Here is a 25,145-nt window from a genome sequence, read left to right as displayed (position 1 = left end):
CACAGGTCCTGATGGCCTGGTGAACGGCGGGCACCTCACGGAGCCACCGAGGGGCTACGGCCTCAAGGTCTGCTGCCGCTCGACCTTCTGACGGTCGAGCTTGGAGTCGAACGGAGCCAGCGGCTTCGCCTTCGACTCGTCCTTCTGCACAGCGGCCGGGGAGACGCCCGCCCAGGCGAGGATCCTGGCCGTGGCCTTCGCCTGCTGGTCCGGGACCAGACCCGCGACATTGGCGCCGTGGTTGGCGCCCGGCGCGACATACACATAGCTGTCACGCGCGCCGCGGCCGAGGCGGAACTGCTCGGCGCCCCACGGGTCGTTCTCGCCGTACACGAACAGCATCTGGTTCGCGTGGTGACGGACCCAGTTGTCGACATCCGGCATCGTCAGCGGGTTGAACTTCATGGGGATGTCGCGCGGTACGAAGTTCCGCGGCGGCTGGTATCCGTAGCGGCTCAGATTGCCCAGGTGCGGCTGCTTGATATCGGGCGAGCCCAGCTGGGTGCCGGCCTGGTAGTAGTACGGCGTGTACGTCGCCAGGCCCTGGTCCGTGTAGGCGGAGAAGCCGGAGATCGTGTCGACGGTGTCGTAGATCTCCTGGTCGGAGACGGTGGCCGCCGGGATGGTGTCGCAGTCGGCGAGCAGGCTGTACTGCCAGAAGCCCCAGACGAAGTCGAGCACGGTGGCCTCGTAGGCCTTGTCGAGCGTGCCGATCGTGTTGAACGTGGCGCCGTTGGCGTCCGCCCACTCCTTGAACTTCTTCTCCAGCGGCTCGCGCCGGACCAGCGCCTCGCGCTGCACGGCGTTGAGCTTGTCGCGGCACTCCTTGGTGCCGACGCGCTCGAAGAACCGGTCGTACGCGGAGTCCTCGTTGTTCCACACGTCGTTGGGCGCCACGTACGCGACGACGCCGTCCATGTCGCGCGGGTAGTAGCGCTCGAAGTACGTGGCGGTCATACCGCCCTTGGAACCGCCCGTGGAGAGCCAGTTCTTGGGGTAGATCTTCTTCAGCGCGGTGAAGATCCGGTGCTGGTCGCTGGCCGCCTGCCAGATGTCCAGCTTCGACCAGTCGGCCGGCTGCGGGCGCGACGGGGTGAAGAAGCGGTACTCCATCGAGACCTGGTTGCCGTCGATGATCCGGGTCGGCTCACTGCGGCTCGGGTTGGTGGAGACGTTGTAGCCACCGGTGAAGAAGACCGTGGGCCGGCTGGTGTCCTTGTGCAGCAGCGTGACGCGCTGCTGGAACGTGCCCTTGGACGGCTTCCGGTGGTCCACCGGCTGCGTGTAGTTGAGAACGAAGTAGCGGTAGCCCTCGTACGGCTTCTCCTGGATCAGGCTCATCCCCGGGATCGCGAGGATTCGGTCCTTGATGTCAGTGGTGTCGGCGGCGGTCTTCTGATCCGCACTCCGGTCGGCGGCGGTGGCCGCGCCGGCTGTGGCCACCGTGCCTATGACCAGCACGAGCGACAACACCCATCTCAGCGCCTTGCGCATTCACACTCCCTGTGTTCATGACAGACGCCGTGAACCTAGCCCGGTCACCGCCCTACCCGCCAGTCCTCTTGACCGTTTTATCCCGCCGGGCTCGCGCACAATCCTCAGCAGAGGATCCAGCCGGTCGATCCTTTCTTCCCCGAGACGACACCCGTCGCCCGTACACAGCGGTTCAGCGCGTGCACCGTGACCGGGCCCGCCCGCTGTGTGTAGTCGCCGCTGTCCACGACCGGGCTTCCGCCGCGCGGTTGGAGACTGACCGACATCGCGCGCCTGGCCCCGGGGTTCTTGGCCACGGTGACCGCGCAGGCGTAGGCGCGGTCCTTGTAGACCCGCAGCTCACCGGTGGCGAAGCTCACCGTCTTCTGCGCCCTGCCCGAACAGACCGACGCGGCCTCGGCTCCTGACGCACCTGGACCGGCCAGGACCGTGGCTCCCGTGGCGATCAGCACCACCAGACAGTGCAGAAGCGCTCTTCTGACCCCGATTCCGCTCCGGGCCGCCCCAGCCCAACCGAACACGAATGCCCCCCATGACGACTCGGGTGTACACGCGTACGACGCACAGGGAGCCTGAACGGTTGCGGAACCGCCCCCGCACCACTGGGTACACCCCCCGTACGCCCCCCGCGCCCCCGCGTCTCACCGCACCGCCGCGGGCTCCTCCTCGCCGATGAAGCTGCTCCACAGCCGGGTGTACCGGCCGTTCAGGGCGAGCAACTGCTCGTGTGTGCCGTCCTCCACGACCCGGCCGTGGTCCATCACTATCACCCGGTCCGCACGGGCCGCGGTGGTCAGCCGGTGGGCGACCACCAGGGTGGTACGGCGGCCGGTGAGCCGGTCGGTGGCCTGGTTGACCAGCGCCTCGCTCGCCAGGTCCAGCGCGGCGGTCGCCTCGTCGAGCAGCAGGATGTCCGGGTCGACCAGTTCGGCGCGGGCCAGGGCGATCAACTGGCGCTGTCCGGCGGAGAGATTACGGCCGCGCTCGGCGACCTCGTGCAGATAGCCGCCGTCCAGTGTGGCGATCATCTCGTGGGCGCCGACCGCGCGGGCCGCCGCCTCCACCTCCGCGTCGGTCGCCTCGGGGCGCCCGTACGCGATGGCGTCCCGGACCGTACCGGCGAAGAGATATGCCTCCTGCGGTACGACACCGAGCCGGTGCCGGTATGCCGTCAGATCCAGCTCGCGCAGATCCGTACCGTCCGCGGTCACCCGGCCCGCGGTCGGGTCGTAGAACCGCGCGACCAGCTTGACCAGCGTGGACTTGCCCGCGCCGGTCTCACCGACGAAGGCGACGGTCTGGCCGGCCGGTATGCGCAGATCCACCCCGGTCAGCGCGGCCTCCGCACCTCCGCCGCCGGAGACGCCGTCGCCCGAGACGCCGTCGCCCGAGACGCCGTCGCCCGAGACGCCGTCGCCGGGGACTCCGCCGACCGGGACGGTGTCGGCGGATTCACCTCCGTACGAGAACTCGACGCCCTCGAAGGCGATCTCACCACGCAGCGACAGCACGTCCAGCGGCTCCTTCGGGGCGGCCGTCGATGTCCGCTCCCGCAGCAGTTCCTGGATCCGGCCCAGCGAGACGGTCGCCTGCTGGTAGCCGTCGAAGACCTGCGAGAGCTGCTGCACCGGCGCGAAGAAGAGATCGATGTAGAGGAGATACGCGACCAGCGCACCGGTCGTCAGGGTGCCCGCCTCCACCCGCCCCGCGCCCACGATCAGCACAGCGGCGGCGGCCACCGACGAGAGCAGCTGAACGAAGGGGAAGTAGACCGATATCAGCCACTGACCCCGCACCCGCGCCGAGCGGTAGTGGGCACTGCGGGCCGCGAAGCGCTCGCCGCCGTCCTTCTCGCGCCGGAATGCCTGGACGATCCGCAGCCCGGACACGGACTCCTGGAGGTCCGCGTTGACGACACTGATGCGCTCGCGCGCCAGTTCGTACGCCTGCACGCTCTTGCGGCGGAAGAAGTACGTACCGACGATCAGCACGGGCAGGGTCGCGAAGACCACCAGTGCCAGTTCCACATCGATCACCACCAGCACCGCCAGGATGCCGAAGAAGGTGACGACGGAGACGAACGCGGTGACGAGACCGGTCTGCAGGAAGGTCGACAGGGCATCGACATCGGTCGTCATCCGGGTCATGATGCGGCCGGTCAGCTCACGCTCGTAGTAGTCGAGTCCGAGCCGCTGGAGCTGGGCGAAGATCTTGAGCCGTAGCGCGTAGAGGACACGTTCGCCGGTGCGGCCCGTCTTGCGGGTCTCGCCGATCTGCGCCGCCCACTGGACGAGTACGGTCAGCAGACCGAGCGAGGCGGCCGTCCAGACGGCGCCGAGGGCCAGTTGCTCGACGCCCTGGTCGATGCCGTGCCGGATGAGGACCGGGAGCAGCAGGCCCATGCCCGCGTCCACGGCGACGAGCGCCAGGCTGACCAGCAGCGGCAGTCCGAACCCGCGCAGCAGCCGGCGCAGCCCGTACGCGTCCTCGGCGGCCACGGCGCGCGCCTCGTCGATCTCGGGCAGGTCGGTGGCCGGGGGCAGCGCCTCGACCTGGGCGAGCAGTTCGGGCGTGGCGCCGGGGGCCGCGGAGTCGGACGAGCCACCGCCGGGCGCCTCGTCCCGTTCCCACAGGGCGGGGGTGACGCCACGCTCGGCGTCGAACTCCGCGTCGATCTCGGCCTGGAGGGCGCGGGCGTCCTCCACGGACCCCGGCGACTCCAGGGGCTCGACGGACGCCTCGGCCTCGACCGCCCCCGCCTCGCCACCGGCCCCGGCCCCGGACAGGGACTCCACGGCGACCGGGGTGTGACCGGGCGAGACCCCGCCCAGTTCGTCGGGCTCGGTCAGCAGCCGCCGGTAGAGGGCGGAGCGCCGCTGAAGTTCCTCGTGCGTACCGATGTCGGCGAGCCGGCCGCCGTCCAGTACGGCGATACGGTCCGCCAGTCCGAGGGTGGAACGGCGGTGGGCGATGAGCAGCGTCGTACGGCCGGCCATCACCGCGCGCAGCGCGTCATGGATCTCGTGCTCCACCCGGGCGTCCACTGCGGAGGTGGCGTCGTCGAGGACGAGCAGCCGGGGGTCGGTGAGGATGGCCCGCGCGAGCGCGATGCGCTGGCGCTGTCCGCCGGAGAGGGTGAGGCCCTGCTCGCCCACCTTGGTGTCGTAGCCGCCGGGCAGTTCCGAGATGAAGCCATGGGCCTGGGCGGCGCGGGTGGCCCGGAGGATCTCCTCCTCGGTGGCGTCCGGCTTTCCGTAGGCGATGTTGGCGCGGACGGTGTCGGAGAAGAGGAAGCTGTCTTCCGGTACGAGTCCGATGGCGCCCCGCAGCGAGTGGAGGGTCAGCTCGCGTACGTCATGGCCGCCGACGAGGACCGCGCCGTGCGTCACGTCGTAGAAGCGGGGCAGCAGCAGCGAGACGGTGGATTTCCCGCTGCCCGAGGAGCCGACGACGGCGACGGTCTCGCCGGGCCGTATCTCCAGCGAGAAGCCTTCGAGAACGGTCCGCCCGTCCTCGTACGCGAACGACACGTCGTCGAACTCGACCGATGCCTCGGCGTCCGCCGGCAGTTCCTTCGTACCGTCCTGGAGGGTCGGTTCGGTGTCGATCAGCTCCAGCACCCGTTCCACCCCGGCCCGCGCCTGCTGCCCGATGGTCAGCACCATGGCGAGCATCCGGACGGGGCCGACGAGCTGGGCGAGATAGGTGGAGAAGGCGACGAACGTCCCGAGGGTGATCTGCCCGCGGGTGGCCAGCCAGCCGCCGAGCGCCAGCATCGCGACCTGCCCGAGCGCGGGGACGGCCTGGAGTGCGGGGGTGTAGCGGGCGTTGAGTCTGATGGTGCGCAGCCGTCCGGCGAACAGCTTGCGGCCTGCCTCGCGGAGCTTTCCGGTCTCCTGGTCCTCCTGGCCGAACCCCTTGACCACGCGTACGCCGGAGACGGCCCCGTCCACGACTCCGGCGACGGTGGCGGCCTGCGACTGCGCGTACCAGGTGGCGGGATGCAGCCGGGTGCGGCTGCGGCGGGCGATGAACCAGACGGCGGGGGCCACCGCCAGGGCTATCAGCGTCAGCGGCGGCGACAGCCACGCCATGATCACGAGGGAGATCAGGAACAGCAGCACATTGCCGATGGTCATCGGCAGCATGAAGAGCAGGCCCTGTATGAGCTGGAGGTCGCTGGTGGCGCGGCCGATGACCTGGCCGGTGGAGAGCGTGTCCTGACGCCGCCCGTCGAGCCGGGCGATGGTGTCGTACATCTCCGTACGCAGATCGTGCTGGACGTCGAGGGCGAGCCGCCCGCCGTAATACCGGCGGATGAACGTGGTGACGTAGACGGCGAGCGCCGCGACGATCAGCAGACCGGTCCAGACGAGGAGGGAGCGGTCGCCGCCCCCGATGACATCGTCGATGACGACCTTGGTGATCAGCGGGACAAGAGCCATCACCGCCATCCCGGCCAGCGAGGACCCGAGAGCGAGCACCACATTGCGCCGATACCGCCACGCGTACCCGGTAAGCCGCCGTGCCCAGCCCTGCTTCGCCGCCGCCGCCACTGAGTGCCTCCCGCTCGACCTGATCTGCCGGAAGGCACCAACGCGGGCCGTCGCGGATTTCATCCCTCCGCAACAAATACCGGTCCTCGGACCCAGACGCACCAGCACCAGGGTCCTAGGACCCCGGTGCTGAGACCTCCAGCGCCGGCTAGGCGCCGGCCCGGACGAGATCCTTGTGGACGGCCCTGGCGACGGCCTGGATGGTGTTGATGCCGTCGTCCATCGTCTTGTCGTCGTAGGTGAGCACGGTGATCGTGTAGTCGTGGCCCTTGCCCGTGAACGCCCCGACGCTGTGCACGCGCCAGCCGTGGGTGGTCCGCTGGAGCCAGCCGTTCTTGACCTGGACGGTGGCGGTGGCCGGGGCGCCCGCCGGTACGCCCCAGCGCTGGGACGGGACGACCTCGCTCATCCGGTCCAGGATGAAGGCGCGCGAGTCGGCGCTGAGCACGGTGTTCTTGGCGGTGATCAGGGACAGCAGCCGCTGCTCGTCCTGCGCGGTGATCTGGGTGAGGCCCCAGGAGCCCTTCGCGCCCGGAACCGTCCGGGTCATCCCCGCGGCCTTGAGGAAGCCCCCGACCTTCGTCCGGCCGAGCTGTTTCCACAGCGCGCTGGTCGACGCGTTGTCCGACTTGGTGATCATGGCCGTGGCGAGATCGGTCTCACGCTCGGTCAGTTCGCGGTTCGTCTTCCCCGCGTCCCAGAGCAGGGTCGCGAGGACAGTGACCTTGACCACACTGGCGGAGTCGAACTGCTGCGTGGCCCGCAGGCCGCAGTGCGTATTGGTCGTACGGTCGTGGACCACGAGGGCCGTGGTGGCCTTCCGGCCCTTGAGGGACGCGGTGATGTCCTTGGCGAGCTCGGCCCCGAGCCCGGTCCTGTCCGAGGTGCAGGTGACGGCCGGAACCGCCGTGGCGGGCACCGCTCCCGCGGTCACCGGCACGACCACGCCCGCCGCCAGGGCAGCGGCGAGCGGGCCCCGGGCACGCCGGAGTATTCGCTGGTGAGTCATGAAGGATTCCCACCCCTGGTGCGTCAGCGAGCGCGCTCTCCGCGGCGCGCTCGCTGAACATGATGCACACGAACGAGTGAATGGTTGTACGGCCAATCGATGTCGCGATTGTCACAACTGTCGCCCTTGCCACAACCGTCCCCCGATCACCCGCTGGCCCTCCGCTCACCCATGAGCCCTTCGCTCACCCACGTGCTCCCCGTCAGAGGTGGGTCGGGGCGAACATCCTGAGCAGAGCGGGCAGTACGACCACCGACGGGCCCGGTTCCGCGAGGGCCTTGGCCAGGTCCGCGCGCAAGGACTCCGGGGTGGTGCGGACCGCCGGGACGCCGAAGGACTCGGACAGGGCCACGAAGTCCGGGCGGGAGAGCTCCGTGCCGGTCGCTTCACCGAAGGCGTCCGTCATGTACTCGCGCAGGATCCCGTAGCCGCCGTCGTCCACGATCAGCCAGGTGACGGGCAGGTCGTACTGGCGGGCGGTGGCCAGCTCCGCGAGCGAGTACATCGCGCCACCGTCGCCCGAGACCGCGAGGACCGGTTTCGTACGGTCGGCCGCCGCCGCGCCCAGGGCGGCGGGGAAGGCGTAGCCGAGGCCGCCCGCGCCCTGGCCGGAGTGCATCGGGCCCGGCCAGGCGGACCAGGCCCAGTAGGCGAGGATCGTCATGTCCCAGAAGCTGGGGGCCGTCGCGGGCAGGGCTTCGCGTACGGAGGCAAGCACCCGCTGTTCCAGGGTGAGGTCCTGGGCGGCGATCCTCGCCCGTACCTTCGCCAGGACCGTACGGACCGACTCGGCGACCGCCGGGTCCCGGCGCTCGCTCACCGCGTCCAGCAGCACGGCCAGCGCGTTGCGGGCGTCGGCGTGGATGCCGAGGGCGGGGTGGTTGGACTCCAGCTTGCCGAGGTCCGCCTCGATCTGGATCACCCGGCCGCGCGGGCGGAACGTGTGGTAGTTCGAGGAGAGTTCGCCGAGCCCGGAGCCGACCACCAGCAGGACGTCCGCGTCTTCGAGGAAGTCCGTGGTGTGGCGGTCCTCCAGCCAGGACTGGAGCGAGAGCGGATGCTCCCAGGGGAAGGCGCCCTTGCCGCCGAAGGTGGTGACGACCGGCGCGGACAGCTTCTCGGCGAGCGCGCGGAGCTTGCCGGCGGCGTCGGCGCGTACGACTCCACCGCCCGCGATGATCGCCGGGCGGGCGGCGTTCGACAGCGCGTGGGCGGCCACCGCGGTCAGTTCGGGACGGGGCATCAGCTCGCGCGGTGTGGCGTCCATGGCGGTGACGACCGGCAGGGATGTCCCGGCGAGGAGGACGTCCTGCGGGATCTCGACCCAGACGGGGCCGTGCGGCGCGGTGAGCGCGGACTCCCAGGCAGCGGCGATCGCGGACGGGATCTGGGAGGCGGCTCGGACGGGGTGCACGGACTTCACGATGTCGCGGAAGGACGCCTGCTGGTCGCGGAGTTCATGCAGATAGCCGTGCCGGCCGCCGCCGAGCCCCGCCGTCGGGATCTGACTGGAGATCGCGAGGACGGGCGCCGAGGCGGCCGCCGCCTCCTGGAGCGCGGCGAGCGAGGTCAGGGCGCCGGGGCCGGTGGAGAGCAGCAGCGGGGCGACCTCGCCGGTAACCCTGCCGTACGCGTCGGCGGCGAAGCCCGCGTTGTTCTCGACGCGGAGGCCGACGTACTGGAGCGAGGAGCGGCGCAGGGCGTCGAACATGCCCAGCGCGTGCTGCCCCGGCAGCCCGAACACGGTGGTGGCGCCGAGCCCGTACAGCGTCTCGACGACCAGATCACCGCCGTTGCGCCCGGCGGGCGGCGCCAGGGCCGCGGCGGTCTGTTCCGGGGTGAGGGGCCGGGGCCCGTGGTCATGGTCGTGGTCGTGGGTCACTTCGACGCCCTTCCCGCGGCGATCTGCCGGGACATGATCGTCGTCAGTTCGTACGCCGTGTGGGAGGCGGCGACGGAGGTGATCTCCGCGTGGTCGTACGCGGGCGCGACCTCGACGACATCCGCCGAGACCAGATCGCAGGAGGCCAGCCCCCGCACGATTTCGAGGAGTTCACGGGAGGTCAGCCCGCCCGCCTCGGGCGTGCCTGTGCCCGGCGCGTGCGCCGGATCGAGCACATCGATGTCGATGGAGATGTACAGCGGACGGTCCCCGATGCGCCGGCGCAGCTGGTCGGCGATCTCGTCCACGCCCCGGCGCATCACATCGGCGGACGTGACGATCCCGAAGCCCATCTTGGCGTCGTCGTCCAGATCCCGCTTGCCGTACAGCGGGCCGCGCGTACCGACGTGGCAAAGCGCCTCCGTATCGAGGATGCCCTCCTCGACGGCCCGGCGGAACGGCGTGCCGTGGGTGTACTCGGCGCCGAAATAGGTGTCCCAGGTGTCCAGATGGGCGTCGAAGTGGAGCAGCGCGACCGGGCCGTGCCGCTTGGCCACCGAGCGCAGCAGCGGCAGCGCGATGGTGTGGTCGCCGCCGAGGGTCATCAGGCGCGCGCCGGTGCCAAGCAGTTCGTCGGCCGCGGCCTCGATCGTGTCGACGGCCTCGTTGATGTTGAACGGGTTGGCGGCGATGTCCCCGGCGTCGGCGACCTGCGCGAGCGCGAACGGGGAGGCGTCCTGGGCCGGGTTGTACGGGCGCAGCAGGCGCGACGCCTCTCGGATCGCGTTCCCGCCGAAGCGGGCACCGGGGCGGTAGGAGACGCCGGTGTCGAAGGGGACGCCGACGACGGCGACATCGGTGGTGCCGACCTCGTCGAGGCGGGGCAGCCGGGCGAAGGTGGCCGGGCCCGCGTAGCGCGGGACGCGGGACGAGTCGACCGGGCCGCGTGGGCCGTCGTCGCGGCCCCCGGCGCCGGGGACCTGGGATTCGTTGCCGTTGCTGCTCATCGTCGGGCCTCTCCGGGTATCGCTCGCGCGGCTCCGCGCGGCTGCGTACTGCTGCGTAGTGCCGTGTATGTGTAATGCCGTGTATGTGTAATGCCGTGCATGTGTAGTGCCGTGTACCGATACACGCCGCTGCGTGCTGCTGTGTGGTGCCGTGTGGTGCTCTGTCAAGAATGGACCGGCCCACTGACAATGGGCCGGTCCGGGTCGTACGTCCCGCGCCCTCAGCCCACGGGAACGGTTGGTTCGGACGGGGTCTCGGGGCTCTCGTCGTCCGCCTCGCCCGCGAGCCGGCGCCGCCACGCGGCCAGCACCGCTTCGTCCGTGGGCCTGGTCGCCAGGCTGACGATCAGATAGGCGGCCAGCGAGGACAACAATCCGTAGTAGACGGGCTCGTTGGCGAGGATGCCGTATGTCGCCATCAGCCCCACGACGGCCAGGCCGCCGACGATCACACCGGCCAGCGCGCCGTACACCGTCCCGCGCTTCCAGAGCAGACCGCCGAGGATGGGCACCAGCAGTCCGCCGACGAGCAGGTTGTACGCGACGGTGAGCGCCTCGACGACATCGTTCAGCGCGATCGCGATGGTGATGACGCCGATCCCCATGATCAGGATGAACAGCCGGTTCCCCTTGACCTCGTCGCGCTCGGAGCCGTCCGCCGCGCCGTCCGCCCCGCCGCCCCGGCCGCCGGCCCTCCGCAGCCGCGACCAGATGTCGTTGTTCGCGACGGTGGCGCAGGCGATCAGCGCGCCCGAGGAGGTCGACATCACGGCCGCGAGGGCGGCTGCCAGCACCAGCCCCCGTACGCCCATGGGCAGTTCGTCCTTGACGATGGTCGCGAAGGCGTCGTCCGCGCTGCCCAGGTTCGGGTAGAGCACCTTGGCGGCGGTCCCGATGACCGCTCCGGCCAGCGCGTACACCAGACAGTACGTACCGGCGACGGTGCCGCCCCAGCGCGCCACCTTGTCGCCGCGCGCCGTGAACACCCGCTGCCAGATGTCCTGTCCGATCAGCATGCCGAAGGTGTAGATCAGTACATAGGTGAAGATCGTCTCGCCGCCGATGCCGAACGGCGCGAAGTACTCGTCCGGCAGCTGCGCCCTCATCTCACTGAACCCGCCCGCCTTGACCACCGCTATGGGCAGCAGAAGCAGCAGCACCCCGACGGTCTTGACGACGAACTGCACCATGTCGGTCAGCGTGATGGACCACATGCCGCCGAGCGTCGAGTACGCGACGACGATCGCCCCGCCCAGGATGATCGAGACGGTGCGGTTCAGATCGAAGAGGACGTCGAAGATCGTGGCGTACGCGATGGTCGAGGTGACCGCGAGCATGAGCGTGTACGCCCACATCACGATGCCCGAGATGACCCCGGCCCGGCCGCCGTAGCGCAGATCGAGCATCTCGGAGACGGTGTAGACCTTCAGCCGGGCGATCCGCGCGGAGAAGAAGACGGAGAGGGCGAGCAGGCCGAGGCCAATGGTGAAGACCATCCAGGCGCCGGAGAGCCCGTGCTTGTAGCCGAGGCCGACCCCGCCGATCGTGGAAGCGCCGCCGAGGACGATCGCGGCCATAGTGCCCGAGTACATCCAGGGGCCCAGCCTGCGGCCCGCGACCAGGAACTCGCTCTTGGACTTGGCGCGGCGCATGCCCCACCAGCCCATGGCCAGCATGCCGGCCAGATAGACCACGATCACCGCGTAGTCGACAGCCATGGGCTTCCTCCGTCTTGACTCAGACTTTTCATCCCGCGTTCTTGTGGGTCATGACGGTAGGTGGCCGGAAAGCATCGCTGAAGTGTACGTTTCATCCATTCCGCAGACGAAATAATGGATGGAACATCCATGACGAACCCCACCGCGCGCCCCGCCGCTCCCCCGCCCACTCCGCCGATTCCGCTGGCCGCACTGCTCGCGGACCGGGATCTCGGGCTGCGCCGGATCGCCGGGCCGCCGGACGACGGCTCCCAGGTGGTGCACTGGGTGCACACCTCCGAGATGGCCGATCCGTATCCGTATCTGCTCGGCGGGGAGCTGCTGCTGACCGCCGGTGTCCAGCTCAGCGACGCGTACGCGGACGAGTACGCGGCGCGGGTGGTCGAGGCGGGCGCGGGGGCGCTCGGTTTCGGGGTGACGCCGGTGTACGACACGGTGCCGCCCGCGCTCGTCGAGGCGTGCGACCGGCACGGTCTGCCCTTGCTTGAGGTACCGCCCCGTACCCCGTTCACCACTGTCGCACGCGGGGTGTGGCGGCTGATGGCGGAGGCACGCCACCGTGAGCTGCGCCGGGTGACCCAGGCACAGCAGGGTCTGGCCGCCGCCGCCGCGCGCCAGGACCCGGTGCCCGCGGTGCTGCGGCAGCTGGCGACGCGGCTGAGGGGCCGCGCGGTGCTGTTCGCGCCGGACGGCGCGGAGCTGCACACCACGGGCCAGGCCCCGTCCCCCGGAGCGCGTACGGCCCTCGCCCGGCTGGCCCTGGTGGTACGCGGCGGACCGGCGTCCGCCACCGACACCGCCCAGGGCGCCCATCTCGCCGCGTACGCGCTCGGCGGCGGGCAGGGCCTCGTCCTCGGCGTGGTCACCGAGGGACGGGAGGCCGGGGACCACACCGTCGCGGGCGTCGCCGTCGTCCTCCTGTCCCTGCTCACGGCTCCGCATCAGAGCGCGGCCGAGGCGGGCCGCTCGGCGGCGCTCGTACGGCTGCTGCTCGGGGCCACCCCCGCCGAGGCCGCGCCACTGCTGGGGCCGGGTCCGTGGAGCGTGGTCCACGCGCGCGGCGGCTCCACGCCCTTCGCGGCGGGCGCGCTGGCGGCGGCGCTGGGCAGCGCGCTGGTCGAGACGGACGGCACCACGACCCGGATCGTCACCGACCGCGAGGTCACCGCCCGGCCCGGCTGGACCCTGGGCGTCAGCGAGCCGGTGGAACCGGTGGAACTGGCCGCCGCCGACGCCCGCGCCGGGCGCGCGCTGCGCCGGGCGGAGGCCACCCGTACGCCGCTCGTTCGCCACCAGGGGGAGGGACTTACCGGCCTGTTCGCCCCCGAGGAGGCCGCCGCCCACGCCCGTACCCGCCTCGCGCCGCTCGCCGGCTCCCCGGCCCTGGCCGAGACGCTGCGCGTCTGGCTCTCACTGCACGGCAGCTGGGACCGTACGGCGGTGGCCCTGAGCGTCCACCGCAATACCGTCCGCCAGCGGATCGCCCGCTGCGCGGCCCTGCTGGACGTGGATCTGGACGACGCCGACGTACGGATGGAGCTGTGGTTCGCACTGCGCTGGGCGTGACGTGAGGCGGCGGACCGGCCCGGGGCGACGGGCCGTATGTCCTGGCGACCGGAGCGGTCAGCCTGACTTCCGCCGCGTACTCCTCATGACCGGCGCGCGGGAGGCCGTGGGCGTCACTGTTCCTCTCCCCGCCGCGAAATCCTCTCGAACAGCCACGCACCCGCGAATACGACGGACGAACAGGCGAAGCTCACGGTCGACGCGGCCCTGCCCGAGACGATCCAGAAAACGATCCCCGTAATGAAGGCGACCGCACCGAGAAGGAAAAACGCGCCCGAATTCCTGCCTGACTCACTCACTTCGACTCCTTTTTCTTTCCGTTCGCGATTATCAGTCCAGCTCTCGGCACCGCCGCTCTCCGCCCCCTGGTTTCCCAGGGAGCGGAGAGCGGCGGAGGCACTATGTCATCGCCGCCAACTCGACCACCACGACGACTTCTTGCGGTGGCTTCCGCCGGCCACGCGATGCGCCCCGCGAGCGGGGTACCGCTTGACGGCCCACCTCGTGACAGCCCTCTTCACGCCGTAGCGGCCAACGGCGCCGAATACGGAGCCGAAGGGGCCGATGCCCGTGGCGCCCGCCACTCCAGCGCGCGCGATCGAACCGAATGATGCCCTCCGGTTCCCGTACCACTTGGCCCCGGCGCCGGCGGCCGCTCCGGCGACGACGGCGCATCCGGCCGCGGCCAGACCGGCGGTGAACAGACCGCAGCCGATTCCCGCCGCGGTCGCGGCGATGCCGACCCGGTGCCTCTTGACCCATCTCTTGGTCTTCTTCCAGCTCCACCACTTGCCATCGAGGTCGAACTGGTTGACGGGGTCGCCCGGGTAGGCGTACGCGTTGTCGCCGCCGCTGTACACCGGGTCCACGGACAGGAAGCGGCCGGTGGCCGGGTTGTAGAGGCGTACACCCATAAGGACGAGGCCGGTCACCGTCTCCGCGGACCGCTGCTTGGCGCCGAGCCAGCCATAGCGGGCGGCTGCCCTGCCCGGCCTGGGGTTGCCGTACTCGTCCGAGTCCAGGGCGACCGGGGCCTTGCTGGTGTCCAGCGGCAGCTGGAGGGCGATGTCGCCATGGATCGTGGACAGTTGCAGGACTGTGTCGCCGGTCTTGCCGGTGGTGGCGGCGAGGTCTCCGGACGCGGAGTCGACGTTGCGGGTCAGCGCGCCGCTCGTGGTGTCCTCGACGATCCAGCGCGGGTTGTCGCCGTCACTGTCGTAGTGGTTGAGCTTGGCCGCGGTCCGCGTCCAGGTGCTGCCACTTCCGGTCTCCGTCGTCCAGGAGCGGAAGCGCAGTGCCGCGTCGAGCTGCCAGGTCTGCCGCTTGCCGTCCGCGGTCTGCTGGTACGCCAGGTCGTTCGCGTAGTAGCCGACGGTGCCACCGCCGGGCAGGGTGGTGGTGCGGCCGAACGCGTCATAGACGTAGCCGGAGTTGACGATCCGGTCACCGCTGTCGTACGTGGAGGTGGCGGTGGTGCCTCCGCCGGCCGGGCAGTCGGCGCCGGGCGTGCCGGTCGCGGCGGTCAGGGACTTGCGGTTGGTACGCGCGTCGAAGGCGTACGCGCGGCGGGTGCAGATCGTCTCGGAGGTGTCCTCGACGGTGGTGAGCCGTCCCACGGCGTCGTAGCGATACGTCTGGTCCGACCAGCCGGCATGGCTCGCGACCTGGCCGTGGATGGACTCGGTCACGGTGTCGGAGTAGACGATCGTGCCGTCGCTGTCGCGGGTGTAGGTGCGGTCGACGGCGGAACCGGTGGTGTCCTCGGTCTGCTTGAGGGTGTAGCCGCCGGGCAGCTTCTCGGTGGCCACCGAGCCGTCCGCGTCGTAGGTGGACCTGAAGGTGCCCGCGACCGAGTCGGTGGTGCTGGTGGCGAGGCCACGGGGTTCGGCGGTGTGGTCGTATGTGTACGTGACGGTGGACGGAGCGGTGTCGGTGACCTTGACCGGTCGGCCCAGCAGGTCGTACGCGGTCGTGGTGGTGCCGTTGTCGGCGTCGGTGTAGGAGATCTGGCGGCCGAGCTTGTCGTACACCTTCGTGAGGGTGCCGCCGGTGGGTGAGGTGGTCCTGACGGCCTGGCCGGTGGCCGGGTCGTAGTCCGTGGTGGATTCGGGCACCGTCTGGCCGACGCCCCCGGTGACGGCGGTCCTGGTCCGGCGGCCCGCGTTGTCGTACGTCGTGGTGGTGGTGCGGGCGGTGCCGTTCGCGGTCTCGGTGACCTGGCTCGGGTTGCCCCACCAGTCGTACTCGGTCGTGGTGACCGGCAGCCCGGCCGGGTTGCCGCCGCCGCCGGTTATCGCGCCGCCCGCGGAGGTGGCGCAGACCAGGTCCGCCCACTCGGGACGGCCGGCGCACGCGCCGGTGCCGGTCGCGGACCAGTAGGTCGTCACGCGGGTGGCGGCGTCGGTGCCGGTGGCTCCGGGCAGCAGCTGCTTGATCGTGCGGCCCTGGGCGTCGTACTCCGTGGTCTCGCTGATGGCCAGCCCACCGGGGTCCTTGACCGTCGTGGCCGGCAGGCCCTTGGCCCAGTCGAACACGGTCTGGGTGACCCGGGTCTCGCCGGGTACGGACGGCTGCTCGCGCACCTGCGCGCCGACCGTTGCCTTGGTGACCTGGTCCTTGACCTTGGCGGTGCCATCGGTAGGACGTCCGGTGTCGTACTCGTTGACCGTCCAGGCGCGCGCGGTGACCGACGTACCCGCCGGGATCAGGGTGGTGGCGCCCTGCTTGAGGTCGGCGGTCAGGTCGATCCGGCGCAGCGGCCCGAATTCCTCCAGTTCCCGGGTGCCGGTGTCGTTGTGGACCGAGCGGGTCGCCAGCAGGTCGGCCCGTTCCGCGCTGGTGAGCCGCGCGATGCCGAGGTCGGCCTGCGCGGCCCTGTCGTCCGCCGTCAGGCCGAGCGCCACGGCCCGGTTGGCCGCGTTCAGTTCACGGACGGTGTTGCCGAACCGGTCGTACTCGGTGGTGGTGAGGTACCCGCCCGGGGTGGCCGAGTTGACCTCACGGCCGGAGACGCCGAGGTAGTGGACCGCGGCCCGCTTGTAATCCGTCGCGCCCAGCGAGCCGCCGGAGTTCGAGGCGGGGACCGCGTCGGCCGGGAAGACCGCGGTCGCGTCGGTCGGGGCATCCAGCTGCCCCCACGCCTTCACGTCCGCCGCGCCCATCGCGTACGGGGCGGCGGCGCCGGTCGGCGGCACGTCGTAGACGACGCTGGTGGCGGCGGTGCCTTCCTCGACGTCCGCGGTGCCCTGCTTCAGCCCCGGGCGACCGGCCTTGAGCAGCATGCCGTCACCGGCGGTCGCGGCGTTGCCCGCCTTGCCGTAGGTGAACGTCCAGGGAAGTTCACCGGGCGGCGTGAGCTTGGTGACGCGGCCGGCGGCGTCGTACTCGTACCGCGTCTTGAGGGCCGGGGAGATACGGGGGTTCCAGGTCTCGCGCAGCCGCCCCTCCGTGTCGTACGCGTACGACGCGATCGCGGAGACCTTGGAGGTCGCGGCCCCCGGCTCGGTGGCCCACAGGCGGATGGACTTCACCCTGCCGACCACATCACCGAACGCGGTGTCCGTCGCGGTGGTGGACACCGGATACAGATACTCCAGGACCCGGCAGCCCTTGGTGGCCGGATCGGCGGCGCACTCCGCCGCGGTCACCGCGGAGGTGGGCGCGATGATCCACTTGGGCCGGGCGACGGCTTTGCCGTCGTAGGTGGTCTTGGTGGAGATGACCGTGGTCGTGGAGTTGGACAGCCCGTCAAGGAGCGTGCTGGAGACCTGCCAGGTCGGCACGGACGGGTCGGGCTTCGTGAATTCTGTGACGGTGCCTTCGGTGTCGGTGAGCGTGAAACCGCCGCTCACGGCGCCCTTGAGGGTCAGGTCCTCCGAGCCCGGCTCCGGGATCCATCCGGTCTTGGCCGCGTTGGCGGTGAAGTGGGTCTCCTCGCCTTCGGAGTCGACGATGGCCACCGCGGTGTCGGAGATCCTGCGGATGTGGGAGTAGTCGGAGTCCGTCATCTCGGCGGTGGTGCCCGATACCCACTCCTTACCGAAAATCGGCGCCTGCCCCTCTTGCTTGGCGCCCTTGTCGGGGGTGCGGGACGAGGCCGTACGCGAGACGGACAGGTCGAAGGCGGAAGCATCCGTGGCCGACAGGCCGTAGTCACCGGTCAGCAGGTTCACCGTGCCGGGGCCCACCTCCTGGGTGGCGGCGCCGTCCGCGTTACGGTCGACGACCACGCTCAGCGGTTCGGTGCTGCCCGAGGCGCTGCCCGGTCCGGTGAAGTCGGCCTTGATCTGCACGGATCCGTCAGGGTCGACGGTCCCGGCGGCGTTCCACACGAGCCGCGCGTTCTTGCCACCCGTCAGCGGTACCGGCCAGGCGGTCAGCGCCTGGCCGCCGGAAGTGACGTCCCCGACCGGGATCCGCACCCACGGGTCCGCCTCGGAGCGGCGCCAGGAGAAGGAGACGCTGTCGTACTTGCCGGACTCGGCCTCGGCGACCAGCGGCAGCCGGCGCGCCGTGCGCTCGCCCTCGGAGGGCTGGACGAAGCCTCCGGGACCGGCGTGGAAGGTGTACTCGACGGCCTCGGACTTGTTGTCCGCCTTGTCCACCGCCCGCACCTGGAGTGTGTGGGTGCCGTCCTTCGGCGGGGCGATGCCGATGGCCTTGTCCGCGCTGGACCCCCCGGTGGCGACCTTGGCCCAGGTCACGCCGTCCAGCGACCATTCCAGCCAGTTGTGGTCCGCGCCGGGCGGGGTGACGGTGAAGGTGCCGGTCTGACCCGCGCCCTTGACCCACTTGTCCTTCGGGTAGTCCGCGGAGGTGATCTTCGAGGGCGCGGAGGGCGCCTTGGCGTCGACGGTGAACGTCTTCCAGGCCGACCAGCCGGTGTTGTAGTGCGCGCCGTCGTACGGCGAGGTGCGGAACTTGTACGTCCTGCCGTCGGTCAGCACCCCGGACGGCACGGTCACCGAGGCGACCTGCCCGGAGGGCACGTACTTCGACACCAGTACATTGCCGACCTGGGTGTCGGTGGCGCTGTCGAAGATCTGGAACGTGCCGTTGACCTTGTCGCCGTCGGCGTCCACGAAGGTGTCGCGCAGCGTGGGTGTCACGGTGCTGACCATGTAGGCGCCGCTGTACGAGAAGTACGGCGGTCCGGCCTCCTGCTTGGTGCCGGTGCGCGGCCGGTAGTTGTACGTGACGACCAGCTTCGGCGGGTTCGAGGCGGCGTTGGCGGAGTTGACCCGCTTCCACTGCGCGGTCACGGCTTCGTCCGAGGCACGCAGGCCCAGGTGGCCCCGGGTCGCCTTGGCCGAAGCCCACTCCTGCACGAGCGTTGTCACATCGGCCTTGATCCACCCGTCGGGCTGCGTGGCGCAACCGGCGTTGCCGGTGGTCTCCGTGGAGGTGGCCTTCTTCGCGGTCATGACCGGGCGATTCGTCCACCGGCTGGAGGTGGACGCCGCGCCGGAGGACCACACTTCCCACGGATAGAGCTTGCAGTCGGTGTTGCCCGAGTGAAAGTTCCACAGGCTCAGCTTCGCGTCCAGCACCAGCGCGTCCTGGACCGGCGTGGTGTTCCAGGAGATGAACGACTGCGCCGTGCGAGGCGTACCGTCGGCGTTCTTGGTGCCCGGGTTGCCGAAGTCCAGCTCGGTGTCGGCGGACCAGTCGACGGTCTCGCCCTGCTGTACGTACGTGTCGAAGACGTTGCCCAGCGACGAGGTGGACGGGTCGACGGTGACCGGGTACGTGGTGTCCGGGTCGGCGAGGAACTTCGCGTCCGGGGTGATCACCAGGTCGAAGGACGAGCCCTTCCGTATGACCTCCAGGCCGACGTCGGCCCGGTTCGTGTGCTCACCGGACCGCGCGTCGACGGCGGCGTCCCACATCACCGGCGCGGGCATCACGGCCTGCTTCTTGTTCTTCCTGTCGGTGAACTGCACGCTGCCGTCGGGCAGTTGCTTCACCGTCAGCCCCTTGGCCTTCAGCGGCAGCGTGTAGGAGTAGCCGCCGCCGTCGGGGCCACCGGCATCGGGGCGCTCCTTGATCTCGACGTACTGCTCGAATCCGGTACGCGTGGCCTCGACGACCACGTCCGCGCCCGGGACGGCGTTGACGTACTCCGCCCGCGTGCCGGTCAGCTTCGGCTTCGGCAGTCCGCCCTTCCACTGGAGCGTGATCTGCTGGTCACCGTCGCCGAGCGTCACCAGGTCGGTGGCCTTCGCCTCGCGTGTGGCGCGCAGGGAGGGGGCGGGTGTCCCCGTCCGGCCGGCCAGCCGCAGCCTGCCCGGGTGGGCCTTCGGCTCGACCCCGCCGGAGACTTCCCGGAGGTTCACGTCGACATCGGTCCACCGGCCGTCCCGCTCGAAGCGGACCGGTCCCGCGGCCAGTTCGGTGGTGAGACTGCCGTCCTTGTTGGCCCACGTCGTGGACGTCTCGGTGCGCTCGCTCAGCGCCTCCACGCGGTGGCCGTACAGCCGGGCGGCGACGCGGGCCGAGGGGATCGTCGCCGCCTCGCGCGCGCTCGGGCTCGCCGGCTCGGCGGCGGCTTCCTGGCGCGGACGGGCGAGGTTCAGGGCCACGGCGTCGCCGGAATTGGCCACCAGCAGCGCGGTTTCAGCGGCGAGGAGCATGGCGGCGCCGAGCGCGATGCGGGGCAGTACGCGTCTTCGGCGGCGGAAGGCCAACCCGGACCCTGCCCACTCCTGTGACGGTGGCACGGTATGTCTCATCGAACAGTCCCCCTAGCACGTCAGGAAATACGAGCGCCCGTTACATACGAGCGCCCGATCTGATCACCTCCGTGATCGCCAAAGAAGTGAGATCTTCACCAATCCCGCGCACAACCTTTCCGCCCTTCACGCGGTCGTCCATGAGCGGTGAGGTGTGTCGGAAGGGAAGTGCCGTGCGGCGTCGAACGCGGATGACTCAGGCGACCGGAGTGGCCTCCGTCTCCCTCGCCCTGCTGGTGACCGGGTCACTCGCGCTGATCGCCGTGGACGTGCTGGCGCAACCCCTGAGCAGGGGAACGCTGATCACCGGCCTCATCCTGCTGATCCTGCTGCCCGCCGTCCTGCTCGGCCAGTACGCTCCGCCGCCCTACCGTCTCCCGTACCGGTGGCGCTGGGGTCTGCTCGGCCTACAGGTGCTTCTCACCTATCCGCCGGTCCTCGTCTTCGAGTTCAAGTGGCTGAGCCTGCTGGGTTTCCTGGCCGGTGCCGTACTGCTCACCGTGCCCCGGCCCGTGTCGATCGTCATCGCGCTGGCGGTGGCGGCGAGCGGTCCTCTGCTGGTGCACAGCAGCCTGGTGAGCACGTCGCGCGGCGGCATGAGCGTGCTGGTGTCCACGGTGATCACGGGCAGCGGCGTGTACGCCGTCGTCCATCTCGCCCTGCTCGCCGCGCGCCTTCAGGCCTCACACAGCCAGGCCGCCCGGCTCGCCGAGCACCGCGAGCGGGCCCGTATCGCGCAGGACCTGCACGACCTGGTCGGCTCATCGCTCGTCTCCATCGCCGTACAGAGCGAGAACGCCCTGCGCCACACGCCGGCCTCCACCCCTGGTCACCAGGTGCTGAGCGAGATCGCGACGCTGGCACGGCGGGCCCACGGCGAAGTGCGCGGCATCACCGGAAACCGCGCCTCCGCCCAGCTGCACACGGAACTGGCTCACGCCCAGCGCCTGTTGTCCCAGGCCGGGATCAGCACCCGCACCACACTCCCGCCGCGGGTGGACCCGCCCGGCCTCGTGAGCGACTGCCTCGGTGCCGTACTGCGCGAAGGCATCGGCAACGTCCTGCAGCACAGCCGGGCGTCCCGCTGCGACATCGAGGTGACGACGACCGCCGCGGGACGCCTTCGGCTGTCCGTCGACAACGACGGCGTGCCGCCGACGGAGGGCGGGACCGGATCAGCGGGCGGGACCGGATCGGTCAGTGGATCGGGCAGTGGCCTGGCAAACCTGAGATTCCGAACACTGGCCCTGGGCGGCACGCTCACCACGCACATCAGCGGCGGACACTGCGTCCTGACCGCGGAGCTCCCACTTGATCCGCCAGCTCCGCCAGATCCGCCAGCTCCGCCAGATCCGCTAGATCCATCCATGACGCTCGGCGATACGGATCGCGTCCACAAGGGAGCGGGCGTGTAGCTTCCCCACCGCCGCGGACAGCCGGTTGCGGACGGTGCCCAGGCCGAGGAACAGCTCGGCGGCGATCTCCCGCGCGTCCGCCCCGCCCGCGGCGAGTCTCAGCGCCTCGGCCTCGCGCGCCGTCAGTGGAGTGACCGACCCCAACGAGTCCGCGAGCTCCCGGGGTTCGATCACCCGGCCGCCGGCACTGACCGTACGCACGGCGTCCGCGAGCCCCTTCGGAGACACACTCTTGAGCAGATAGCCCGCCGCCCCGGCGTCGAGGGCACGCCGGACGTAACCGGGCCGGTCCATGGCCGTGAGCATGATCGTGCGGCAGGCCGCCACCCGCACCGCCAGCTCACGCGCCAACGCCAGTCCGTCCATGCCGGGGAGGTCGATATCAAGCAGCGCGACATCGGGCGAGGTGCGTCCGAAGACCTCCAGGGCTTCCCGCGCGTCGGCCGCCTGCCCCACGACCTCGATACCGAACGCGCTGCCGAGCAGCGCCACCAGGCCCGCCCTGACCACCTGCATGTCTTCCACGACGAGCACCTTGATCACCCCGGCAAGCTACCCGCCCCTCCTCAGCCTCCGGACATGGCCTCTCCATGTCCGCGCCGCCGCCGTACACGGGCGGGGGCGCGGACAACCGGGCCGTACCGCGCCGCCGCCCCGCCGGGCGCCGGCTGCCGTAGGCCCTGACCGGCGGGTGCGCCGGCCTTCTCCGGGCCTGGACACCGGAACGAACCTCCGGGTAACTTGAGTGAGCAAGCGCTTAGCCATCGGGGCGGCACCCCATAGATTGAGGGACCCCGCTGGCGAGCAACCACCTCCGCGAGAGCGGCGGCGGTTCAGCCGCGAAGAGGGGAGGCACCTCGTGCGCCGCACCGTGTACAACGAGGACCACGAGGCGTTCCGGGAGACCATCCGCGCCTTCATCGAGGCCGAGGTCGTCCCCGTCCACGACGAGTGGTACGCGGCGGGGCAGGCGCCCCGCGACTTCTACCACCAACTCGGCGAGCTGGGCATCTTCGGGATCGAGGTCCCCGAGGAGTACGGCGGCGCGGGCGAGGAGTCGTTCAAGTTCCAGGCGGTCATCTCCGAGGAATGCGCACGCGCGGGTGTCTCCTTCGGCGGCTCCGGGGTCCATGTCGCGCTCTGTCTGCCCTACTTGAAGGCGTACGCCACCGACGAGCAGAAGAAGCGCTGGCTGCCGGACTTCGTCAGCGGCCGGACGATGTACGCCATCGCCATGACCGAGCCGGGTACCGGCTCCGACCTGGCAGGTATGAAGACCACCGCCAAGCTCTCCGAGGACGGCACGCACTACGTCCTGAACGGCGCGAAGACCTTCATCACCGGCGGGGTGCACGCGGACCGGGTCATCGTCTGCGCCCGTACCGCCGCCCCGACCGCCGAGGACCGCCGCCACGGCATCTCGCTGCTGGTCGTGGACACCAAGTCCGAGGGGTACGCGGTCGGCCGCAAGCTCGACAAGCTGGGCCTGCGGATCTCCGACACCGCCGAGCTGTCCTTCACCGATGTCAAGGTCCCGGTCGGGGATCTGCTCGGCGAGGAGAACAAGGGCTTCACCTACCTCGGCCAGAATCTGCCGCAGGAGCGGCTGGGCATCGCCGTCGGCGCGTACGCGCAGGCCGCCGCCGCGGTCAGGTTCGCGCAGGCGTACGTCCAGGAGCGGACGGTCTTCGGCAAGAGCGTCGCGTCGTTCCAGAACACGAAGTTCGAACTGGCCGCGTGCAAGGCCGAGGTGGACGCGGCGGAGGCGGTCGTCGACCGCGCGCTGGAGGCCCATGACCTGGGCGAGCTGTCCGCCGCCGAGGCCGCGTCCGCGAAGCTCTTCACCACCGAGGTCGCGCACCGCGTCATCGACAAGTGCCTCCAACTGCACGGCGGCTACGGCTATATGAACGAGTACCCGATCGCCCGGCTGTACGCGGACAACCGCGTCAACCGGATCTACGGCGGCACCAGCGAGGTCATGAAGATGATCATCGCCAAGTCGATGGGGCTGTAACAAGCCTCGTCAAGGGGCGGGCCGGCGCGACCATAGGTCAGAGCAGGCCCGCCTCGTTCAGCAGGTAGGCGGTCATCGGGTCGTAGAAGCGCGGGTCCGTGACATGGTCGTCCAGCGGGACGGTCACCTCCAGCGTGCCTTCCGCCTCGGCGATGAAGAGCGCCGGGTCGTTGCAGTCCGCGTATCCGACCGAGTCCAGTCCGCGCTGGCCCGCGCACCCCGCCCAGCCGTGGTCCGCGACCACCAGATCGGGCTGTGGTTCGCCCTCGCGCTCCAGACCGTCCAGGATCGCCCGCATCGGCTCCGGCGAGTGCGTGTGCCAGAGGGTCGCGGCGCGCTCCAGCATCGCGACATCGGCGAACTGGAAGACCATGCCCTCGTCGGCGGTGAGCCCGCCCGGGATCCGGACGATCTCGCAGCCCGCGGCCCGCAGGGCGTCCGCCGTCTGCCGGTGCACGTCCAGCAGCCCGCCGGGGTGGCCGGTCGCGAACAGTACGCGCTGCTTGCCGGCGGCGGCCTTGCGCAGCCGGGCGGCGAGCCGCTCCAGGCCGTCCACGGTCAGCTCGGGATCGATGGTGTCCTGGCCGGCCCGGTGCTCGGGGTCGTCGCTGACCCCGCACCGCTCGGCCATCACGGCGAGCACGTCCTGCTCGTCGGTCCAGCGGTCCCCCAGCTCCAGGCCGAGCCAGTAGTGGCGGTCTCCGTTGGCCAGCTTGCGGTAGTGGGAGAGGTTGTTGTCACGGGGCGTGGCGACGTTCCCGGCGATACGCGTTCGGACGAGATGGTCGACAAGGGCGGCACGGCTCGGTATCGGCATGAACCCATTGTGCCGTCCGGCCCGCGCGCCGCGCCGGGTGTCCCGGTTCCCGGACGGTCTTCGGCCGGTCTTCGACCAGCCCGGACATCGGTACGCACCCCGTTGTGGTGGTACGCCCCGGCCTCACCCGAGACCGGCGGCGTCCCCCTCAGCCCGTTGCGTACCGCTCGCCTCACCCCGTACCGCCGCCTCACCCGAGACCGGCGGCGTCCCCCGTCCCACCCGGCTCACCCGTCCCACCCGGCTCACCCGTCCCACCCGGCTCACCCGTCTCGCCCAGCGCCGCGAACGCGCCGTGCGCCAGGCGGCGCAGCAGGGATTCCGTCGCCGCGCGGCCCGGAAGGCCGCCGCCCGGTGAACCGAGGTGCGGCGTCGAGTTCAGCAGGCCGAAAACCGCGTGGACCGCGCCCCGCGCCTGGGATTCCGGGACGGTCGGGTGCAGCTCCCGTACGACCGTGACCCACAGCTCCACGTACTGCCGCTGGAGCTGGCGCACCAGCTTGCGGTCGCTGTCCCTGAGCCGGTCCAGCTCCCGGTCGTGGAGGGTGATCAGGGGGCGGTCGTCGAGCGCGAAGTCGATGTGCCCGTCGATCAGCGAGGCCAGTACGGCGGCCGGGTCGCCGGCCGCGCCCGCGCCCCGTACGCGCAGTTTCCCGCCGTCCAGCAGCCGTCCGCTGATGCCGACAAGCAGCTCGGCGAGCATCGCGTCCTTGCCCGCGAAATGGCGGTACAGACCCGGCCCGCTGATGCCGACGGCCGCCCCTATCTCGTCGACACCGACGCCGTGGAACCCCCGCTCGGCGAAGAGGCGCGCGGCCTCGCTGAGGATCTGCTCGCGGCGGGTCGGGGCCGCGGTCCTGGTGCTCATGAGAAATCATTCTAGACAGGGCCGTTAGCGGTCGTTAACCTGAAGGCAGCACGTTAACGCTCACT

At 70.6% G+C, this 25,145-nt stretch carries 15 protein-coding genes; 3 read left to right on the top strand and 12 right to left on the bottom strand.

Annotation, left to right across the window (positions count from 1 at the left end):
- Nucleotides 1–54: 54 nt before the first annotated feature.
- The 7 genes from ACFRMN_RS20290 to ACFRMN_RS20260 form a co-directional block, all read right to left on the bottom strand.
- Entirely contained in the window at nucleotides 55–1,494 is a 1,440-nt protein-coding gene (locus ACFRMN_RS20290; RefSeq protein ID WP_383021362.1) for a S28 family serine protease, read from the bottom strand.
- Nucleotides 1,495–1,598: 104 nt separating this feature from the next.
- Nucleotides 1,599–1,952, bottom strand: coding sequence for a hypothetical protein (locus tag ACFRMN_RS20285; RefSeq protein ID WP_383021434.1), 354 nt, complete (start codon nucleotides 1,950–1,952; stop codon nucleotides 1,599–1,601).
- Between the two features lie 183 nt (nucleotides 1,953–2,135).
- Entirely contained in the window at nucleotides 2,136–6,113 is a 3,978-nt protein-coding gene (locus ACFRMN_RS20280) for an ABC transporter ATP-binding protein (protein WP_383021359.1), read from the bottom strand.
- Between the two features lie 85 nt (nucleotides 6,114–6,198).
- Complete coding sequence (locus ACFRMN_RS20275; RefSeq protein ID WP_383021357.1) at nucleotides 6,199–7,059, bottom strand: serine hydrolase; 861 nt, start codon at nucleotides 7,057–7,059, stop codon at nucleotides 6,199–6,201.
- A 202-nt stretch (nucleotides 7,060–7,261) separates the two neighbouring features.
- Entirely contained in the window at nucleotides 7,262–8,941 is a 1,680-nt protein-coding gene (locus ACFRMN_RS20270; protein ID WP_383021355.1) for a thiamine pyrophosphate-binding protein, read from the bottom strand.
- Entirely contained in the window at nucleotides 8,938–9,948 is a 1,011-nt protein-coding gene (gene speB / locus ACFRMN_RS20265) for an agmatinase (RefSeq protein WP_383021352.1), read from the bottom strand. Before speB ends, ACFRMN_RS20270 begins: the two co-directional genes overlap by 4 nt.
- A gap of 221 nt (nucleotides 9,949–10,169) precedes the next feature.
- Nucleotides 10,170–11,666 carry a sodium:solute symporter gene (locus tag ACFRMN_RS20260; RefSeq protein WP_383021350.1) on the bottom strand — a complete coding sequence of 499 codons (1,497 nt, stop codon included), beginning with the start codon at nucleotides 11,664–11,666 and terminating at the stop codon, nucleotides 10,170–10,172.
- Between the two features lie 114 nt (nucleotides 11,667–11,780).
- Between ACFRMN_RS20260 and ACFRMN_RS20255 the strand changes: the two genes are divergently transcribed.
- Nucleotides 11,781–13,232 (top strand): PucR family transcriptional regulator ligand-binding domain-containing protein, encoded by a 1,452-nt coding sequence (locus ACFRMN_RS20255; protein WP_383021347.1) that lies wholly within the window; start codon nucleotides 11,781–11,783, stop codon nucleotides 13,230–13,232.
- 113 nt (nucleotides 13,233–13,345) lie between these two features.
- On the opposite strand, the gene ACFRMN_RS20250 is transcribed toward ACFRMN_RS20255, so the two are convergent.
- A complete protein-coding gene (locus ACFRMN_RS20250) occupies nucleotides 13,346–13,531 on the bottom strand; it encodes a hypothetical protein (RefSeq protein WP_383021344.1) in 186 nt (61 codons plus the stop codon).
- 105 nt (nucleotides 13,532–13,636) lie between these two features.
- Nucleotides 13,637–19,864 (bottom strand): DNRLRE domain-containing protein, encoded by a 6,228-nt coding sequence (locus tag ACFRMN_RS20245; protein ID WP_383021432.1) that lies wholly within the window; start codon nucleotides 19,862–19,864, stop codon nucleotides 13,637–13,639.
- 272 nt (nucleotides 19,865–20,136) lie between these two features.
- Here ACFRMN_RS20245 and ACFRMN_RS20240 point away from each other — a divergent pair, with 272 nt between their 5' ends.
- A complete protein-coding gene (locus ACFRMN_RS20240) occupies nucleotides 20,137–21,378 on the top strand; it encodes a sensor histidine kinase (RefSeq protein WP_383021342.1) in 1,242 nt (413 codons plus the stop codon).
- Here the strand turns inward: ACFRMN_RS20240 and ACFRMN_RS20235 are convergent.
- Nucleotides 21,319–21,903 (bottom strand): response regulator, encoded by a 585-nt coding sequence (locus ACFRMN_RS20235; protein WP_383021339.1) that lies wholly within the window; start codon nucleotides 21,901–21,903, stop codon nucleotides 21,319–21,321. The genes ACFRMN_RS20240 and ACFRMN_RS20235 overlap by 60 nt on opposite strands.
- 334 nt (nucleotides 21,904–22,237) lie before the next feature.
- On the opposite strand from ACFRMN_RS20235, the gene ACFRMN_RS20230 reads away from it, so the two are divergent.
- Nucleotides 22,238–23,395, top strand: coding sequence for an acyl-CoA dehydrogenase family protein (locus ACFRMN_RS20230; protein ID WP_383021337.1), 1,158 nt, complete (start codon nucleotides 22,238–22,240; stop codon nucleotides 23,393–23,395).
- A 37-nt stretch (nucleotides 23,396–23,432) separates the two neighbouring features.
- Here the strand turns inward: ACFRMN_RS20230 and ACFRMN_RS20225 are convergent, their stop codons facing one another.
- Together ACFRMN_RS20225 and ACFRMN_RS20220 are read right to left on the bottom strand one after the other, a co-directional pair.
- On the bottom strand, nucleotides 23,433–24,212 hold the full coding sequence (locus tag ACFRMN_RS20225) for a phosphatase (RefSeq protein WP_383021334.1): 780 nt from the start codon (nucleotides 24,210–24,212) through the stop codon (nucleotides 23,433–23,435).
- Nucleotides 24,213–24,402: 190 nt separating this feature from the next.
- Nucleotides 24,403–25,080 carry a TetR/AcrR family transcriptional regulator gene (locus ACFRMN_RS20220; RefSeq protein ID WP_383021332.1) on the bottom strand — a complete coding sequence of 226 codons (678 nt, stop codon included), beginning with the start codon at nucleotides 25,078–25,080 and terminating at the stop codon, nucleotides 24,403–24,405.
- Between the last annotated feature and the right edge of the window lie 65 nt (nucleotides 25,081–25,145).

This window comes from Streptomyces sp. NPDC056835 (assembly GCF_042789485.1).
In the GTDB taxonomy this organism is placed as follows: domain Bacteria; phylum Actinomycetota; class Actinomycetes; order Streptomycetales; family Streptomycetaceae; genus Streptomyces.
This window is presented reverse-complemented; position numbering and strand designations above follow the sequence as displayed.

What these genes read in the sequence shown, in the direction of transcription:
- ACFRMN_RS20290 (WP_383021362.1), bottom strand. Translation starts at nt 1,494, where the DNA reads ATGCGCAAGGCGCTGAGATGGGTGTTGTCGCTCGTGCTGGTCATAGGC.
- ACFRMN_RS20280 (WP_383021359.1), bottom strand. Translation starts at nt 6,113, where the DNA reads ATGAAATCCGCGACGGCCCGCGTTGGTGCCTTCCGGCAGATCAGGTCG.
- ACFRMN_RS20275 (WP_383021357.1), bottom strand. Translation starts at nt 7,059, where the DNA reads ATGACTCACCAGCGAATACTCCGGCGTGCCCGGGGCCCGCTCGCCGCT.
- speB (WP_383021352.1), bottom strand. Translation starts at nt 9,948, where the DNA reads ATGAGCAGCAACGGCAACGAATCCCAGGTCCCCGGCGCCGGGGGCCGC.
- ACFRMN_RS20260 (WP_383021350.1), bottom strand. Translation starts at nt 11,666, where the DNA reads ATGGCTGTCGACTACGCGGTGATCGTGGTCTATCTGGCCGGCATGCTG.
- ACFRMN_RS20255 (WP_383021347.1), top strand. Translation starts at nt 11,781, where the DNA reads ATGGATGGAACATCCATGACGAACCCCACCGCGCGCCCCGCCGCTCCC.
- ACFRMN_RS20245 (WP_383021432.1), bottom strand. Translation starts at nt 19,864, where the DNA reads ATGCTCCTCGCCGCTGAAACCGCGCTGCTGGTGGCCAATTCCGGCGAC.
- ACFRMN_RS20225 (WP_383021334.1), bottom strand. Translation starts at nt 24,212, where the DNA reads ATGCCGATACCGAGCCGTGCCGCCCTTGTCGACCATCTCGTCCGAACG.
- ACFRMN_RS20220 (WP_383021332.1), bottom strand. Translation starts at nt 25,080, where the DNA reads ATGAGCACCAGGACCGCGGCCCCGACCCGCCGCGAGCAGATCCTCAGC.